The 18946-nt window shown below is 25.4% G+C and carries 15 protein-coding genes; 6 read left to right on the top strand and 9 right to left on the bottom strand.

Annotated elements, in window-relative coordinates; translation table 4 throughout:
* Positions 1–7 precede the first annotated feature (7 nt).
* From AACK94_RS04675 to AACK94_RS04650, 6 genes are all read right to left on the bottom strand, one after another.
* Entirely contained in the window at positions 8–3718 is a 3711-nt protein-coding gene (locus AACK94_RS04675; RefSeq protein WP_338975321.1) for a DNA-directed RNA polymerase subunit beta, read from the bottom strand.
* Between the two features lie 182 nt (positions 3719–3900).
* Positions 3901–4281: a 50S ribosomal protein L7/L12 gene (rplL, locus tag AACK94_RS04670; RefSeq protein WP_252320298.1), complete on the bottom strand. Its 381-nt coding sequence runs from the start codon at positions 4279–4281 to the stop codon at positions 3901–3903.
* Positions 4282–4322: 41 nt separating this feature from the next.
* Entirely contained in the window at positions 4323–4814 is a 492-nt protein-coding gene (rplJ, locus tag AACK94_RS04665) for a 50S ribosomal protein L10 (RefSeq protein WP_338975320.1), read from the bottom strand.
* 363 nt (positions 4815–5177) lie between these two features.
* On the bottom strand, positions 5178–5390 hold the full coding sequence (locus AACK94_RS04660; RefSeq protein WP_252320294.1) for a hypothetical protein: 213 nt from the start codon (positions 5388–5390) through the stop codon (positions 5178–5180).
* 152 nt (positions 5391–5542) lie between these two features.
* Entirely contained in the window at positions 5543–7123 is a 1581-nt protein-coding gene (locus tag AACK94_RS04655; RefSeq protein ID WP_338975319.1) for a hypothetical protein, read from the bottom strand.
* Between the two features lie 506 nt (positions 7124–7629).
* Positions 7630–7980 (bottom strand): TIR domain-containing protein, encoded by a 351-nt coding sequence (locus tag AACK94_RS04650; protein ID WP_338975318.1) that lies wholly within the window; start codon positions 7978–7980, stop codon positions 7630–7632.
* Between the two features lie 242 nt (positions 7981–8222).
* On the opposite strand from AACK94_RS04650, the gene ileS reads away from it, so the two are divergent.
* The 4 genes from ileS to AACK94_RS04630 are packed head-to-tail and all read left to right on the top strand — an operon-like array spanning position 8223 to position 13893.
* A complete protein-coding gene (gene ileS, locus AACK94_RS04645; protein WP_338975317.1) occupies positions 8223–10985 on the top strand; it encodes an isoleucine--tRNA ligase in 2763 nt (920 codons plus the stop codon).
* A gap of 31 nt (positions 10986–11016) precedes the next feature.
* Positions 11017–11724 carry a signal peptidase II gene (lspA, locus tag AACK94_RS04640; RefSeq protein ID WP_338975316.1) on the top strand — a complete coding sequence of 236 codons (708 nt, stop codon included), beginning with the start codon at positions 11017–11019 and terminating at the stop codon, positions 11722–11724.
* The gene (locus tag AACK94_RS04635; RefSeq protein WP_338976343.1) at positions 11612–12535 is read left to right on the top strand and encodes an RluA family pseudouridine synthase; all 924 of its coding nucleotides are present in this window, start codon (positions 11612–11614) and stop codon (positions 12533–12535) included. Before lspA ends, AACK94_RS04635 begins: the two co-directional genes overlap by 113 nt.
* Positions 12535–13893: a rhomboid family intramembrane serine protease gene (locus AACK94_RS04630; RefSeq protein WP_338975315.1), complete on the top strand. Its 1359-nt coding sequence runs from the start codon at positions 12535–12537 to the stop codon at positions 13891–13893. Before AACK94_RS04635 ends, AACK94_RS04630 begins: the two co-directional genes overlap by 1 nt.
* Before the next feature lie 40 nt (positions 13894–13933).
* On the opposite strand, the gene tsaE is transcribed toward AACK94_RS04630, so the two are convergent.
* Both tsaE and pnuC read right to left on the bottom strand, forming a co-directional pair.
* Complete coding sequence (tsaE, locus tag AACK94_RS04625) at positions 13934–14404, bottom strand: tRNA (adenosine(37)-N6)-threonylcarbamoyltransferase complex ATPase subunit type 1 TsaE (RefSeq protein ID WP_338975314.1); 471 nt, start codon at positions 14402–14404, stop codon at positions 13934–13936.
* A 95-nt stretch (positions 14405–14499) separates the two neighbouring features.
* Entirely contained in the window at positions 14500–15261 is a 762-nt protein-coding gene (gene pnuC / locus AACK94_RS04620) for a nicotinamide riboside transporter PnuC (RefSeq protein WP_338975313.1), read from the bottom strand.
* A 150-nt stretch (positions 15262–15411) separates the two neighbouring features.
* Here pnuC and AACK94_RS04615 point away from each other — a divergent pair, with 150 nt between their 5' ends.
* Positions 15412–16650 (top strand): IS256 family transposase, encoded by a 1239-nt coding sequence (locus AACK94_RS04615; RefSeq protein ID WP_338976342.1) that lies wholly within the window; start codon positions 15412–15414, stop codon positions 16648–16650.
* Between the two features lie 144 nt (positions 16651–16794).
* Here the strand turns inward: AACK94_RS04615 and AACK94_RS04610 are convergent, their stop codons facing one another.
* The gene (locus AACK94_RS04610) at positions 16795–17331 is read right to left on the bottom strand and encodes a hypothetical protein (RefSeq protein WP_338975312.1); all 537 of its coding nucleotides are present in this window, start codon (positions 17329–17331) and stop codon (positions 16795–16797) included.
* A gap of 183 nt (positions 17332–17514) precedes the next feature.
* Between AACK94_RS04610 and asnS the strand changes: the two genes are divergently transcribed.
* On the top strand, positions 17515–18930 hold the full coding sequence (gene asnS / locus AACK94_RS04605; RefSeq protein WP_338975311.1) for an asparagine--tRNA ligase: 1416 nt from the start codon (positions 17515–17517) through the stop codon (positions 18928–18930).
* Positions 18931–18946 lie beyond the last annotated feature (16 nt).

Raw genomic sequence — 18946 nt, 5'->3', positions numbered from 1 at the left:
TCCTTTTCTAATCCTCAAGATAACTTTCGACTTCTTCATCGTAAGTTACCACTTTTTGTTCTTGACCTTTTTCGTCAATTAACACAATATTTATTCCTAAACCTTGTAGTTCTTTTGTTAAAACATTAAATGATTCAGGGATACCTGGCGTTGGAATCTGTTTATTACGTAGAATCGCTTCATAAGTTTTAATTCTACCTTTAATATCATCAGATTTAATAGTTAGGATTTCTTGTAAAGTATGAGCAGCACCATAAGCTTCTAATGCTCAAACTTCCATTTCTCCAAATCTTTGTCCACCATTTTGTGCCTTACCACCTAATGGTTGTTGAGTAATTAATGAATATGGACCCACATTACGAGCATGTAATTTATCATCTACCATATGTGATAGTTTTAGCATATACATAACACCAACAGAAATTTTCTTGGCAAACTTTTCACCAGTTAAACCATCATATAATGTTAATTTATCAAAATCATTATATTTTGCTTCTTTCATAATATCTAACAAGTCTTGATTTTTTGCACCATCAAAAACAGGGGTTGCTACTTTAATTCCTAAAGTTTTAGCAGCCATTCCTAAGTGTAATTCAAGAATTTGTCCAATATTCATCCGCGATGGTACTCCTAATGGATTTAACATAATATCAACCGGTGTTCCATCTTCTAGGAAAGGCATATCTTCAATTGGTAAGACTTTAGAAATAACACCTTTATTTCCGTGTCTTCCAGCCATTTTATCTCCTTCTCGGATTTTACGTTTTTGGACAATAAATACTTTAACTACTTCTTCTACTTCTGAAGGTAAGTCAAAACCATCTTCACGTTTATAACGTTTAATACCTTGAACAATTCCAGCACCACCATTAGGTACTCGTAATGAATTATCTTTAACATTACGTGATTTTTCACCAAAAATAGCTGCTAATAATTTTTCTTCAGCAGTTGATTGTGTTTGACCTTTTGGTGTAACTTTACCAACAAGAATATCTCCTTCTTTAACTTCAGTTCCAATTAAAACAATTCCTTCATCATCAAGATAACGTCTTGATTGTTCAGAAGTATTAGGGATTTCACGTGTAATTTCTTCTTTACCTTGTTTTGTTTTTCGACATTCTAAATTATATTCTTCAATATGCATTGAAGTATAAACATCATCTTTTACTAAACGTTCACTAATAATAATAGCATCTTCATAGTTATAACCATGTCAAGTCATGAAAGCAATAATTACATTTTGTCCTAATGCAAGTTCGCCATCTTTCATCGAAGGTCCATCTGCTAAAATTTGATTAACTTCAACTTTATCACCAACTTTTACTAATGGCACATGAGTTACTGCTGTTCCTTGATTACTACGTTCAAAACGACTTAACTCATAAGTTGTTATTTCATCTTCTGATTTAATAATAATTTCATGAGAATCAACATATTGTACAACTCCCGGTAAATTAGCAACAATAGCTAATCCTGAGTCACGAGCAACAGCATACTCAACACCCGTACCAACAATTGGTGTTTGGGGTTTTAATAATGGAATTGCTTGACGTTGCATATTAGCTCCCATTAAAGCACGGTTAGCATCATCATTTTCTAAAAAGGGAATACAACTTGTAGCTATTGACACAATTTGTTTTGGTGAAACATCAATATATTCAACTTCGTTTGGTCCAACAATAATATTTTGACCATTACTACGAGCAATAACATTATTATTTTTAATAACATTATTAGTATCTAATTCAATATTAGCTTGTGCAATGATATAATTCTTTTCTTCACCAGCAGTTAAATATTTAATTTCATTAGTAATTTTACCTGCAATTACTTGACGGTAAGGTGTTTCAATAAAACCGTATTCATTAATACGAGCATAAGTGGCTAAATTATTGATTAAACCAATATTAGGTCCTTCAGGAGTTTCAATCGGACAAATTCTTCCATAGTGAGAATAGTGAACATCACGAACTTCTAAACTAGCACGATCACGTGATAATCCACCAGGTCCTAAAGCAGTTAAACGTCTTTTATTAGCCAATTCTGCTAATGGATTAGTTTGATCCATAAATTGTGATAATTGTGATAAGTTAAAAAACTCACCAATAACAGCTGTTAATGGTTTATTATTTGTAATATTTGCTGGTTTCATTTTATCACTATCAGTAGTTGACATTTTTTCTTTAACGTTTTTTTCAATACGTACCATTCCAATACGAAATTGGTTTTGTAGTAATTCACCAATTGTACGAATACGACGATTTGCTAAGTGATCAATATCATCAGCATTACCAATACCATGAACAAAATTTAAAATATAAGAAAGAGTTGCTAAAATATCAGCAATAGTAATAATTACTTCTTTACATTTAGGATTAATTCCAACAACATTAATAACTTCATTTAATCTTTCTTTATCATTATAAACTTTAATTAACTGCACATAATGTTTTGGTTCACTATCACTGATTGATGTTTTTAAAGTTACTAAACATGCTCCTTCTTCTAATACTGTTTTTAGAATTTCTAATTGTGATTTACCAATTACTGTTTTTTTGGATAAAACAACATTACCTCTAATATCTTTAATATCTTCAGCTAGAGTGTAATTTAAAACACGATCTGTAATAGCTAATTTTTGAATTAGCTTATATCTTCCTGCTTTTGTTAAATCATATTTTTTTGAATCAAATAATAATCCAGTTAAAAATTTTGCAGCACCATCAACACTGGCAGTTTCTCCGGCTTTAATTTTTTTATAAATTTCTTGTACTGCTGCTGGTCAATTTTGATGTTCATCATATTCATAAGTATTTAATAAAACATCATCTTTACCAATGATATTAATAACATCATCTTTAGTTAATCCTAAGGCAGTAAGTAAAGTGGTTACTGCAATTTTACGTGATTTTTCAATTTTAACTTGAATAATATCTTTAATTGCATTTTTATTACGAACTAATTTATTACGTTTAGAATCAGTTTCAAATTCTAGTCAAGTTCCACGTGATGGAATTAAATCACCTAAAAATTTATATAATCCGGTTTTTGGATCAATTTCAATTTTAAAATATGCACCTGGTGAACGAACTAATTGTGAAACAACAACCTTTTCACTTCCATTAATAATAAATGTTCCTTTTTGTGTCATTAATGGAAAATCACCTAAAAATACATCTCCTTCACGAGTTAATGTATAATCAACAATTAAAACATCTTCTTCTCTACTTTTAATAGTAACTTCAATAGTTGAAAATTCACTATTAGCATGAACATTTTTTTCTTCAAAATAATATATATTATCGCTAACTTTTGGTTCATTAATGTTTTTAATACCAAATTGGTCTTTAATTCAACGCATTAAATAATCTAAAATATTATCTTTAGCAGCAATAGTTAAATGACGATTATTTTCATGAATTGATAGAGATAATTTTGTATAGATTGGTGCTTCATAAGTTTTTGACTCATCTTTTGCTTCTTTTAATGTTCTTCTTGGTTTACGAAATTCTCAATCAATCAATGATAAAATAATACGATTATCATTATCAGTTACCGGAAATATTTCATTAAATACTTCTTGTATTCCTGTATCAATAAATCATTTATAAGTATCACGTTGAATTGAAATTAAATAAGGAAGATCTAAATTTCCTGATACTTTAGTATAGTCACGTCTTTTAGCATAATGACCAAATTGTTTTGTAGTATATGACATTGGTTCATCTCCAATTTTAAAAATTTATTAAAATCAAATAATTTGATTTCAGTTAATTAGTATTAAATTACTAATTAGTTTGATAAAATATTAAGTTTTAAGTTGATAATTTTTAGTTAAATAACAAACAGAAAACCAGTATTAATTAAAACTGGTTTTCATATAAATTTTTAATATTTGAACTACTTAACTTCAACAATAGCACCAACGGCTTTTAACGTTGCTTCGTGTTCTGTTGCTTTTGCTGTATCAATATTTTCTAAAATCTTTTGTGGTCCTGTTGCTACTGCATCAACCATTTTTTTAGCATCCATTAAAGACATTGTTCCACCAACAATTGCCTTAACTGCTTTAATAACATCAACTTTTTTGTCTCCTACTTCTTTTAAGATTACAGAAACTGTTGATGGTTTTGTTGCTTCTTCTTTAGCTGCTGCTGGTGCAGAAGCAACTGCTGCAGTTACTCCAAAAGTTGTTTCAATTAATTCAACTAATTCTTTTAATTGAACTGCTGTCATTGTTTTAACATGTTCAATAATTTGTTTATTTGTAATATTTTCCATTATTTTTTCCTCCATATATTTTTTTATTTAATAAGTGTTAATTATGCGTTTTCTTTTTGTTGGGCTACTGCTTTAATTGCTAAAGCCAAATTGCGAACTGGTGCTTGTAAACAAGAAGCTAACATTGAAATTAATTCTAATTTTGATGGTAATGAAGCTATTTTTTGTAACTCACTTTGGTCAATAACTTTCCCTTCAAAAATGCCACCTCTTAATACTAATAATTTATTAATTTTAGCATAATTAGAAACTATTTTAGCTGTTTCTAAGTCGTTTTCAAATCCAAAGATAAAACCATTTGGACCAACTAAACTACTTTCAAGCGATGAATATTCTTTTTTTAAAGCACGAGCAACTAAATTATTCTTATAAATAGTGAATGTTGCACCTTTAGCTCTTAATTCCTTACGTAAAGAACTAATTTCTTCAACATTCATACCTTGATATTGTATAACAATTGTTGTTTTTGAATCATTAATTTGCTTAGCAATTAAATCAATAGTTTTTTGTTTTTCAACCATTGCTGGGCGCATAAGTACACCTCCTTATTATTCTGAAATAACTAGCAATAAGTAGTAAATAAAACTCGGAGCAAAACCGAGTAAATCACATGCATATATAATGATGGAAATTACCTGAGCAACATAATTAAGACAAAAGTCCGTTGCTGTCTTTGGCTTATTCTAGCTTGTATATTATATGATATATATATATTAAAATCAAGAAAAATTTACAAAAGATTAAATAAATAATTTTTTATTATATATCTTTTAAGTTATAAACACTATTTTTAATAACATAAATGCTAATTTCATCAATATCTTAATTAAGATTAAAAAAATAAATTAAAATAAACTTCATATTGAAGTTTATTTTAATTAAAAAAATTGTTTTTTTTATAACTGGTTACTATTTTTACTACTAGAGTTTTTGCTTTCACTTGAAGAAGATTCACTATTTATTTTTGATTTATCTAACTCAAGATTTTTACAAACTCTTTCTCTTCTTTCAGATTCATTTTTTTCTCCTCAAGCTTTATTTATTTTATCAGCATTTTTAGCATGTGCTTCTTGTTTTAATTTATTATTCTCAATAGATTTTCATGGCATAATTTATTATTCCTTTCACTTTTTGAATATTTTTTCTACCTTTAAATACTCAATAAAATTATATATTTTTTATTAAAAATATATATAAAAATATATAAAAAATTATTCTTACTTAATTAAGTAAGAATAATTAAACTAATTATCGTTATATTTTAAAATGAGTAACGTCGTTGTCTTACATTTGTAGGAGGTTGCATATTGTCCATAGAATTTGCTTTATCTACATCAAACTGATTTTCAACTGGAATTATATTATTTTCAACATTTATTATTGTTTTATCATTCATTAGTTCATTTATAGTTTTAAGTTTTCTACCATCCAGTTCTTGTTTTAATATATTAAATTGTGTTTCTAACTTAGTTTCTAATTTATCACTTGTTAAATCCTTAGATACTGATTTAACTTCTTTTTTTTCTTTTTCTTTTTTATCTTTATTATTTTTAAATATTTTATTATAAATTCATGATTCAACTTTTTTTGATGCAGTTGAAAAAACTGATGTAATTGCTTTAAAACCTCCACTAATAAAAACTGAAGCAATAGCAATATCAATCTTAATTGTTGCCACTACTGCAGCAGCCAAATAAGGAGCTAAAATCACAGGAAGCAAATTTGGAAGAACAGCAATAACAATAGTAATGACTAAAATAATAACCCAAACTTTTCACTCCGTTTTAGATGGCTTTGATTTTAATTCCATTTGTTCTTTTAATAATTCTTTAACTGGCATTGTACTAATATTATTTGCATTTTCTTTATCAATTAAACAAGTGCTTTTTTTATATTCTTCAATACTCTGGTACTTTTTAGTCTGTTTTCAAACTTCAACCTCATTTTTTTCATTATTATCAAAATATATTATTTCTTCAAAAATTGATTCATCATTATAAACTAAAGTTGTTATATAAAATATCTTATCTTCAATTGGAAAAATTTCTTCATAAATTTTTTGAACATTTTGACTTTTAATATTTCATTCTTTTTTTATTTCTTTTTTTAACTTAGAAATATTAGAAAATATTTCTAGTTTTTGCTCTTCAGTTAAATTTTCTTCATCAATTTTTCTTTGTAGTTCTATTCTTCTATTAATATTTTCTTTTAATGATAACGGCATCCAATCATCACTATAACTATCTAGTTCACTATTTAAATTGCTTATAGTATTTTCTAATTCTTCAATTTTAGAATTATTTTTTTCAATATTATTATTCAATTCTTTTTTTATATTTCTTTGTTCTTCAATTTCTAATTCTTTATCTGATATTGTTTCTTTAAGCGCAAAATATTCTCTAAATTCACTATCGGTTGTATTTTGTTTCTTAGTTTTATTTATTTCCATTTTTCTTTCTTTACGTTTTAAATCATCAAGTAAAGGTTTAAGTTGAATAATTTCTAATTCAAAAAGATTTTCTCTAATAATAGTTAATTTTTTATTTAAATCATCATTTGTTCTTTTGACATCTTCTAATTGTTTTGTAAAATTAAAAATTTCTTCTCTAAGTTTACTTATCTTTTGATCTTCTATAATTGTAAGACAATTATATTTATATTTATTTAAAACATTACTATCATTATTTGCTTCATTTAAACTATTTTCACTTCTAGAAGATTTTATTGCTAAACCTCCATGTCTTTTTTTTATAGAACCATCGGTTTGAGCAAAAATATTTTCTGGATTATTTTCCATTATTCGCTGAAATGTTGTTGATTTTCTTTTATCATTATCACGCATTTTATACACCTTCTTAGTAAAATAAAACCCATTTACTTACAAACAAAGCAATGGGTTAAAAACTATATTTAGTTTTACACTTATCTTTTACCAAATTTTAGAAATTTTTACAATATTTTTTATTTTCATATTATATAAATAATTTAAATATTATTAAATTTTGAGGTATATAATAATTATTTAAAATAAAAGAGTTACCAATAATGGTAACTCCTATTCACTGTTAGGTGCCAACCCAATGAATATTTACTTACCCTTAACTAAGTAAGTATTTTTATTATACTACTAAAATAAAGTTTTTTTAGTTTTATTTACTAAAAAAAAATAAAACCTTTTTAATTTTATATATTTTTGATAATAATTTGATTTAAAAAAAGAAATCAACAAATAAATATTGAATAGTTGCAGAAATAGAGTCTATATTATTCACTTTTGTTTTAATGTCTTCAAATAAATTTTTTTGTGATTTCTGTTTTTGTGAAGAGAAATAACAATTTAGTTTCTTTTTAGATTTTTTTTGGACAATCTTCTATTAAAAGTATTAATAAACCATTTTTTCCCCTTCGATGAAGACTACCATATATTGATAATGAAGATGCAATTTCTCAATCAATATGTTTTCTACATTTTGTATGTTTTCCTAAAATAACTACAGTAATATCTGAATCTTTTAAATACTCTTCTCTAATAGTTTTAAATATCTTTTTAGGAGGCAATTGCGGATCAATATCACCTAGTTTTACAGATACGTCTTTCACTTCAAAATATTCTCCATAACACTGCAAAATTAATTCTGATAATTCATCCTTTGCTTTTTGTTCTCTTAAATGATGATATGAAATAAAAATTTTTAACATTATTCATTAACCTCTTTTTTAAAATTTTAAAAATATTTTATAAACTTTAATAAGTTTATACTTTATTATAAAATAATACTCACTAAAAGTAATATTTTTAACTTTTAAGTTTTATAAAATCTTATTATTAAAATAAAGTAAATATTATACAAATTTCAAGTAATTACTAGTATAATGATTTAAGAATAAAAAAGAATAATTAGTACAAATAAAACTTGTTATTTTAAAGGAGAATAATATACATGAATAAAAACTATAAAGATACATTATTAATGCCTCAAACTAACTTTGAAATGCGTGCTAATTTAACTATAAAAGAACCACAACTACAAAAATATTGACAAGACCAAAAAATATATCAACAACTAATTAACAAAAATAAAAAATCTACGAAAACTTTTATCCTTCATGATGGACCTCCATATGCTAACGGTGATCTACATTTAGGACATGCATTAAATAAAATTTTAAAAGATATTATTGTTCGCTATTATAATAGTAGCAATTATTATGCACCCTATATTGCAGGTTGAGATACGCATGGTTTACCTATTGAAACAGCAGTTACTAACTCAGGAATTAATCGTAAAACAATAGCAGTATCAGATTTTAGAAAACAATGTCAAAAATATGCAGAACTGCAAGTTGCTAATCAAATTAATCAATTTAAAACATTAGGATTACTAACAGATTTTGAAGATCATTATGTTACTTATGATAAAAAATATGAATCTGAACAAATTAAAGTTTTTGCTAAAATGGTAGAAAAAAAACTAGTATATCGTAATTTATATCCTGTATATTGATCACCATCAAGTGAAAGTGCCTTAGCTGAAGCTGAAGTTGAATATTTAACAAAAACTAGTGCTGCTATTTATGTTGCCTTTTTACTAAATGATGAAAAAAAAATATTTAACTTACCTACCTCACTAGTAATTTGAACAACAACACCATGAACCATTCCTAGCAATCAAATGTTAGCAGTAAATGAAGAATTTACATATAGTATTATTAAGACTAATGAACAACAATATATTATTGCACAACCATTGATTGATTCTTTTACTAAAGCAAACAACATCACCGATTTTACAATTGTTAAAACAATTTCTGGTAAAGATTTAATTGGATTAACAGCATTACATCCATTATATCAAAGAAAAACCCCAATCGTTCATGGTTCTCATGTTACTATAAATGATGGAACTGGAATTGTTCATACTGCTCCAGCGTTTGGTGAAGAAGATTTTGATTTAGGATTAAAACATAATATCAAAATTCTTTGTCCAATTAATGATCAAGGTCAATTTACAGCAGAAATCAATGATGAACAATTAGTCAATAAGTTTTATGATGATACTAATAAAATTATTGTTGAGCGCTTAAAAAATAATGGTACATTAATTGGTATGAAATGATTTAAACATCAATATCCACATGATTGACGAACTAAAAAACCCGTTATTTATCGTGCTACTTTACAATGATTTATCGCTATTGAAAAAATCAAACCATTACTTACTAAAAATATTAATAAAGTAAATTTTGTTCCTGAATGAGCAAAAAAAAGAATGTTATTAATGACAAATAATCGCTATGATTGATGCATTTCTCGTCAACGTGCTTGAGGATTACCAATTCCAATTTTTTACACTGAAAAAAAAGAACCAATCATGGATATAAACCTTATTAATCATGTGGCTGATTTATTTGCTAAACATGGTTCAAATATTTGATTTGAAAAAGAAGCAAAAGATTTATTACCACCTAAATATCAACATAAAGATAGCCCAAATGGTATTTTTTATAAAGAACAAGATATCATGGATGTTTGATATGATAGTGGTGTTTCCCACTTAGCAGTTATTAAAAATAATAATTTACCTTGACCAGCAGATTTATATTTGGAGGGTAATGATCAATTTCGTGGTTGATTTAATTCAAGTTTAACAACAGGAACTATTACTAATAATAGTAGTCCATATAAAAACTTGTTAGCACATGGTTTTGTAACTGATGCTAAAGGCAATAAAATGTCAAAATCAATTGGTAATGTTATTAGTGTTAAATCAATTTGTGATACTAATGGTGCTGATATTTTACGATTATGAGTAGCCAGTGTTGATTTTACTGATGATACAAGAATTGGTACTGAAATTTTAAAACAAGTTAGTGAAAACTATCGTAAAATCAGAAATATTTTTCGTTTCTTACTAGGTAATTTATTTGATTTAGATATCAAAACTATTGAAAATAAAACAGAAGAAGAAATTATTAATAGTTTATCAGAAGTTGATCAATATATTTTAAATAAATTAAACGGATTAGTGATTAAAATTAATGAAAATTATCAAACTTACCAATTTAATACTATCTATCATTTAATTTTAAATTTTGTTACTAATGATTTGTCTGCTTTTTATTGTGATTTTACTAAAGATATTTTATATGTTAATAGCAAAAAAGACATTAGAAGAAAACAAGTACAAATAACAATGTTTTTAATAGTAAAAACTTTAATTGGTTTATTAGCCCCTATTTTACCACACACTACTGAAGAAGCATTCCAAAGTTTAACTAAAAAAGATTTAAACACAAGCAGTGATTCTATTCATTTAAAAAAATTTCCACAACCATGAAATTTAAACAAACCAACAAAACTAATGGAAAAATGAGAATATTTTATTAACTTTAAAAATGAAGTTAATAAAGTTATTGAACAAGCTAAAAAAGACAAAATTGTTAAAACAGCCCTAGAAACAATAGTAACTATTATTTTTAAAGATAATCATAATATCTTATCAACAATTGATGAAAAAGAATTAGCACAATTATTAATTGTTAGTGAAGTTAATATTAATTATAATAATAGCAACGTTAATGATTGAACTATTAATGTTAAAACAAAAGATGGTACTAAATGTCCTCGCTGTTGATTAATTGTTAATGAAACAAAAGAAGATGTTTGTAATCGTTGTTTTGAAGTGTTATCCTTAATAATGTAAATAACTAATATTAGTTTAGAAAGAAGTAATTATGGAATTTTCTTGATTAGCAATTAAAAATCATTTAAAAACACGTGATTGAAAATGATTAACTAAAATAATTTGTTTTTGCGTAATTATTATTCTAATTATCACTGATCAAATGATAAAATTAGCAGTACAAAATGGAATAAAAGCTGGTGAAGAATATAAATTCATACCCGGATTTATTAATTTAAAATTTATTATTAATTATGGTTCTGCTTTTAGTTTTTTTCAAAATCAAAGAATCTTTCTAATAACTTTTGCTTTTCTAGTAGCAATTGCTAGTAGCACCTGACTATTATTTACTAAATCTATTAACAGAGCACTAGGTATCAGTTTTGTTATTGCAGGAACAATCGGTAATTTAACAGATAGATTTTTACACAAAGGTGGTGTTATTGACTTTTTATTATGACAACTATTCCCACCATATACTATTTTTAATACTGCGGATATATTCATTACCATTGGTATCACAATTATTATTCTACAAATAATTATTGGAACCATAATTAATGCCTATCAAGAAAAGTTTGGAGAACACAATAATGAAGTCAACAATGGAACATTTACAACAATCATCAATGACAGAAAATCAAAAGATGATAAAACTAAAATATCATGAAAACAAAAATATCCGCATCGACAAATATTTAGCAATGGTATTAACAGAACATCATTATTCACGAAATTTTATCCAAAATTTAATCACTAATGGGCAAGTAATAGTTAATAATAAAACTATTTCATCAGCTAACTTATTATTAAAAAATAATGATGAAATAAATATTATTATTAAAAATGACAAAGATAACACTTTAAAAACAACTGCAATTGATTTTGAAATAGTTTATGAGGATAATGAAATTCTTGTTATTAACAAACCTAATAATTTGGTTGTCCACCCAGGAGCAGGTAATTGAGATAATACTTTAGTTAACGGATTATTATTCCAGTCTAAAATTGAAAATATTGAAGAAAATAATTTACGTCCAGGCATTGTTCATCGTATTGACAAACAAACGACAGGATTATTATTAGTAGCTAAAAATAAAATTAGTCATCATATTTTAGCAGAACAATTACAAAAACATGAAATTAAACGAATTTATATTGCATTAGTTCATGGTACAATTAAAGGTAGATCAGGAACCATTAAAGCACCTATTGCTAGAAGCAATAATAATCGTCTAAAAATGATGGTCAATGAACAAAATAGTAAGAAAGCAACTACTCATTTTACAGTTATTGAGCGATTTAAAGACTATACTTTAGTTCAATGTCAATTAGAAACTGGTCGAACACACCAAATTCGTGTTCATTTTGAGTGAATTGAACATCCAATTGTAAATGACCCTTTATACAGCAAGTTTAAATTGGAAAATGCTAATATTGGACAATACTTACATGCTAAAGTCATTACTTTTACTCATCCCACAACTAAAAAAGTTATGACTTTTGAATGTAATTTACCTGATTTTTTTGAAAATAAATTACAATTATTACGAAAGGAAAGTGTTAAATAATGGATGATAATATTCTAGATATTTTAGGTTTACAATTAGTTGATTATTTTATTAGTCATCAAGATTATCGACCATTTAATGTTCCTAAAGAATTAAAACTACATGTTAAAGGTGAAGTATATCTAACTAATAAAGATAGTAATACTTATTATATCATTAAAATTATTAAAGAAAATAATTTTAATCCTCACCATTTAAAAAACAAAGATGAAGTTTATGAAATTTTACATAAACAATTAGCAGATGAAGGTGTTAAAGATATTCGTTATTTAATGGTTATCTTAAATGATGATAACCAAAACGAAAATCGAATGTCACCAGCAGTTGATGTTATTATTGCTACTAGTGATAAAATTGTTCAAGAATTATCTAAATTTTATCCTAGTATTACTAAATTTATTAAGGTAGACTTACCCCAACTTGAAACTGAAACTGAAAATAATGAAGAGACTAATGAAGATAATAGTACTGGAACTTTAAGTGATAATTGAAAAAAAGTTAATTTTCAAAATCGTCGTTACTTAAGCGAAACATTAAAAAAATGTACTAATGCTAATTTGGCAGTTACCTGATTTCTTTTTATAATTCCTATTATTACACTTGTTGTTTTTCTAGTAATTATAAATCTTAGTCAAGATGATTGATTAGCATTAGATTATAAAAAACAACATTTGCTTTTTGGTGCCAATTATCATAACTTAATATTTGGTGCTTATCAATATTGAAGGTGATTAATTTATCCATTTGCTGGTAATGATATAAATCCTTCAGCTCCTATTAATTTAATATTTTCACTTTGAATGTTTTATCGTGTTGGCAGATTTGTTGAAGGATTTTATGGATGATGAAAAGCAATTTTCATTTGAATTGGTGCAATGATTCTAACTGGTATTTTACAAAGTTTTGTTGATAATATTAATATCATGTCAGGATTTTGAGTTTTTCCTGTAATTTCATTAGGAGCAATGTTACCTTTCATTTGAAATTATAAATTATTTAAAACTCCAATTATGAGTCGTTTCTTTACAACTATTTTATTAATGTTAATATTTTGATTTATAACTGATCAACAAGTAGTGACATTATTATATTGAATGATTGCTTTTGTCACAGGATGATTATTTGCTTCTTTAATCGGATATCATAATCGTAAAATAACTGTGTATTATGCTTTTAGTCCAATTGCTATTGGTTCATTAGTATTATTTGCTGGTTTGCTTTGAGGTTTAAATAATTATTATCCTGTTGATGATAATAACTATACTTTAGAAGTATTAAAACAATATCAAAAACTTGGTTTAATTAGTAAAAGTACTATTAATAGCATTATGCTTAATTACTTTCATATACAAGTATAAAAAAAGTAGGATTTTTCCTACTTTTTTTATAAATAAAATTCTATATTTTTTTTAATGCGTCAAATAAATACTTTTCTTCCTCTTTTGTAAGAAGACTAGTATTAATAACTATTTGTCTACTATTAATATCAATAATTTTAAAATCTATAGCAATATATGAATAATTATTAAAATTAATTTTTAATCTTTCTGATCATTCAATTATCATAAAATTATTCATCATTATTTCATAATATTCTTCTAAATGAGGATTAATTAAACGATAAGCATCCATATGAATTAAATTTCATTCATATTTAGTTTGATACTTATTTCAAATAATAAAAGTTGGTGAATTAATAATATTTTTAACTCCAAGTAAATTACCAATTAATTTAGTAATTTGCGTTTTACCACTACCAAGCGGACCATTTAATAATAAAATTAAATTTGGTTTAGCAATTTTAGCAATTATTTTGGCAAGAGTATTAGTGTCATCTAATTTTTTTAATATATATACATTTTTTTTCATAATAACCTTCTTTGATAATTATTTTATACTTTACAAACTATTATACAAAATAATAACTTATTTTCTAAATTATTATTTTTCTTATTTAAAAGTTATTACTGCTCATATGTTTCTTTTTTAACTACCACTTTTTCTTTACTTCTTACAAAAAATCATTGATAAAAACCAAAGCATGAATTACCAAGAGCAACAATTCACATTAATAAAAGATTTACATCCAAACGATTATGAGCAGCTCCCGAATACATAGCTATTTGAAAAATATTAACGATTATTCAAAAAATTCATTGTTCACGAAAACGTAATAACATTAGTATTTGCGCAACAATACTTAAAGAATTAGTTAATGAATCTAGAATATGTGGTAAAACTTGTTGAAAAGTATTACCATCAAAATCATATTTCCCTAAAATTACACGTGAAAATTCAGGAATTTCAAAATAAAAAAATACTGATAAAACAATTGCAAAGTAAATAGTAACAATACTTGTTTTTAAATTTAAACGTTTAGAAATTATTTCTTGTTGTGAATCTAAATGAAATTTCCATAAACTATAGCCAATAAATTGAAAAGGCAAAAAGAAAAATAAATTCAACTGCATATCACCAACATAATCTCAAACTAAAGCAATACAACCATAAATACTAACAGCAAAAAAACCTCAAAAAAAATTAGAAATTTTACCAAACGAAATTAAAATTATACAAATAACATTAGTAAAAGCAGCAATACCATTTAAGAATAATAATACTTGCTGTCAAGGATGATAAGCTTGACGATTTACAATAGTTCAGACCGAAGGATATAAATTAGGATTAATAAAATGATTCAAATCAAAAAATGTATTTCATAACATAAAAATCCCCAAACAAATAATAGCTACTTTAGCAGAAAATGGAATTTTATTAAGATGGAAATGTTTAGTAATCTGTGTAACTTACAAAAATAACTATGTTTAATTAATTCTAGTAAATATAATTAAATGACTAGAAAGAGTGAGTTACAGATGGCTAAAAAAGATAACTTTAATAATAATGATCCAATATCAAAAGCAGTAGATTTATTACTAGAAAATACTGAAGATTTAACAACAGTTTTTAAACCTGGCGGTTTATATAAAGAATTAACAAAAAGATTAGTTGAAAAAATGTTGAATTCTGAAATGCAAAATTATTTAGGATATGAAAAAAATCAACATATTACTACTGAAAATGCTCGTAATGGTACAAGTTCAAAAAAATTAATAACTCAACAAGGTAAAATTGAAATTGATGTACCAAGAGATCGCAATAGTAATTTTACTCCTGTAATAGTTCCTAAAAGGCAAAGAAGATTTGATGGTTTTGATCAACAAGTTCTTTCCTTGTATGCAAAAGGAATGACATTATCTGACATTAGAATGCAGTTGCAAGAGTTATATCATGGTGCTGATATTAGTGAAAGTGTTATTAGTCAAATTACTGATGATGTTATTGATGATGTTAAAGCATGACAAAATCGACCATTAGAAAGTATTTATCCTATTGTTTATTTTGATTGTATAGTAGTTAAAGTACGACAAGATAAACGGATTATTAACAAATCAGTTTATATAGCATTAGGAGTTGATTTAGAAGGCAAAAAAGATGTTTTAGGATTATGAATTAGTGAAAATGAAGGTTCTAAGTTTTGATTATCTAATTTCACAGAAATGAAAAATCGTGGCTTAAATGATATTCTTATTGCTTGTAGTGATAATTTAACAGGCATGTCAGAAGCAATACAATCAGTTTATCCTAAAACAGAACATCAATTATGCATTGTTCATCAAATTAGAAATAGTTTAAAATATGTTTCATACAAACATCGAAAAGGTCTAGTTGCAGATTTAAAACCAATTTATAGTGCATGTAGTGAAGAACAAGCAATGCAAGCTTTAGAATCGTTTGAAAGTAAATGAAATAAACAATATCCTCAAATTACTAAATCTTGATATAAAAATTGAGATAATTTAATGGTTTTTATTAGTTATCCAGTAGAAATCAAAAGAGTGATTTATACTACAAATGCTATTGAATCTGTTAATAGTCAATTACGAAAAATCATCAGAAATAAAAAAGTTTTTCCTAATGATATGGCAGTTTTCAAAATATTTTACTTGGCAATTGAAAATATAACAAAAAAATGAACATTGCCTATTCAAAATTGAAATACAGCAATTGCTCATTTTATGATAAAATTTGAAGACAGAATTAATCTAAATTAGTAACTTTGTAAAACAAAGATACACAGATTATTAAAAAGCCTCCTTAAGATCTTTGGGTATTGATAATAAAAATTCTTTTATATTTTTCTTTCTTTTTATAAATTTAAATTTTATATCTTTAAACATATTTTCTTCCTTTTAAATTTATTTATTTATGTTCACTATTGTATTATTCAATCGTAATTTTCCATAAATTGCCAATGTAAGTGAATCATTAACTTTATCTAGTTCACTCTCATTAATAAAAATACCATTAATACCATTTTCACCAATACTACCATCACCTTTACCAAAATAACTTAACTTTAAATCTAAATTCAAACTAGATAAATCAACAGCATAAAAATGTCATATTTTTATTGAAGTTTTATTAGCATAATAACTACCAAGTCTATAAATACAATCAAGTTTTAAACTGCTAATATTAATTCCTGTCTCTTCTAAAATTTCATTCTTAACAGTTTCTAGTGATGATTTACCTAATTTACAACCACCTGTTAGAGTACTAAAAAATGATATCTTTTTATTTTCAAATAAAGGATTATTTTCTTTCATTAATAAAAATCAATATTGATTATATTTATATACAAAAGGTAAAACTGCAACTCCTTCATTATTACATCATGGTTCACTAACACCTATCATAAAGCCATTAGTAATTAACTTTAAAAATTTGCCCATAATAAACCCCTTTACTATAAGTAATATTATAACATTAACTTAAAATTGAATTTCAAATTTTATACTAACTAAAAATAAAATTTATCCCAAATATTAATGAAAAAAATCATAAATAATTCCCTACTAAGATAATAGTTAATATATAATTTATTTATTATATAAAAATAAATAGGAGGAACAATAATGATTTACACAATTAATAATTTATTTATTAATAGTAACGATAAAACTAAAAAAATACCAACACAAGTAACTGTTAACGGTTGGGTTCGTTCTAATCGAAATAGTAAAAAAGTTGGGTTTTTAGATTTAAACGATGGTTCTTCAATTAATAACTTACAAGTAGTATATGATCCAAATTTAGAAAATAATAACAATTTAACTAATGTTACTACTGGTAGTGCTGTTACTATTACTGGTAATTTAATTTTAACACCAAATGCAAAACAACCATTTGAACTAAAAGTAATTACTGCTACTGTCTACAACATATGCGCTAATGATTATCCAATCCAAAAAAAAGAACATACAAATGAATTTCTTCGTGAACACGCACACTTACGTGTTCGTACTAATACTTTCTTGTCATTATTTAGAATTCGTGATCAAGTATCATGATCTATTCATAAATTTTTCCATGATAATCAATTTATTTACCTACATAGTCCTCTTATTACAGCTAATGATGCTGAAGGTGCTGGTGAAAATTTTATTGTTACTACTATAACTAATGATAAATATGAAAAGGATTTTTTTGGGAAAAAAGCCTCATTAACTGTTAGTGGTCAGTTAAATGCTGAAGCCTACGCTCAATCTTTACAAAAAGTTTACACATTTGGACCAACATTTCGTGCTGAAAAATCTAATACTACACGTCACGCAGCAGAATTTTGAATGGTAGAACCAGAATTTACCTTTAGTAATCTACAAGATAATATTATACTAGCCCAAAAACTAATAAAAACTGTTATTAGAGATGTTCTAAATAATTGTAATTCTGAATTAAAATTCTTAGAACAAAAACAAGAAACTAAAAATGAACAATCACTAATTGAAAAATTAGAAAAAATTGCCGATTTTAAATCTGATTTTAAAGTTATTACTTATACAGAAGTCATTGAATTACTTTTAAATGCACAAAAAAAAGGAAAAAAATTTGAATTTAATGAAATTAAATGAGGAATTGATTTACAATCAGAACATGAAAGATATTTATGTGAAGAAATAACTAAACAATCAACTTTTGTTATTAACTATCCACAAACCATCAAAGCTTTTTACATGAAACTTAATCCAATTGATAGTAATCATCCACAACAAAAAACAGTGGCAGCTATGGATTTATTAGTGCCAGGGATTGGTGAATTAATTGGTGGTTCTGTTCGTGAAGATAATTATGAACAATTACTAAAAAATAAAACTCAATTCAAAATTGAAGGTAATGATCTACAATGATATTTTGATTTAAGAAAATATGGATATGCACCAAGTGCTGGTTTTGGTTTAGGTCTAGAAAGATTTTTAATGTTTATTACTGGTATTAATAATATTAGAGATGTTATTCCTTTTCCTCGTACACCAAATAACTTATTATTCTAAAATAATAATATTTTAA

The sequence above is a fragment of the Spiroplasma endosymbiont of Monopis laevigella genome, assembly GCF_964019975.1.
GTDB classification, from domain to species: Bacteria; Bacillota_I; Bacilli_A; order Mycoplasmatales; family VBWQ01; genus Spiroplasma_E; species Spiroplasma_E ixodetis_A.
This window is presented reverse-complemented; position numbering and strand designations above follow the sequence as displayed.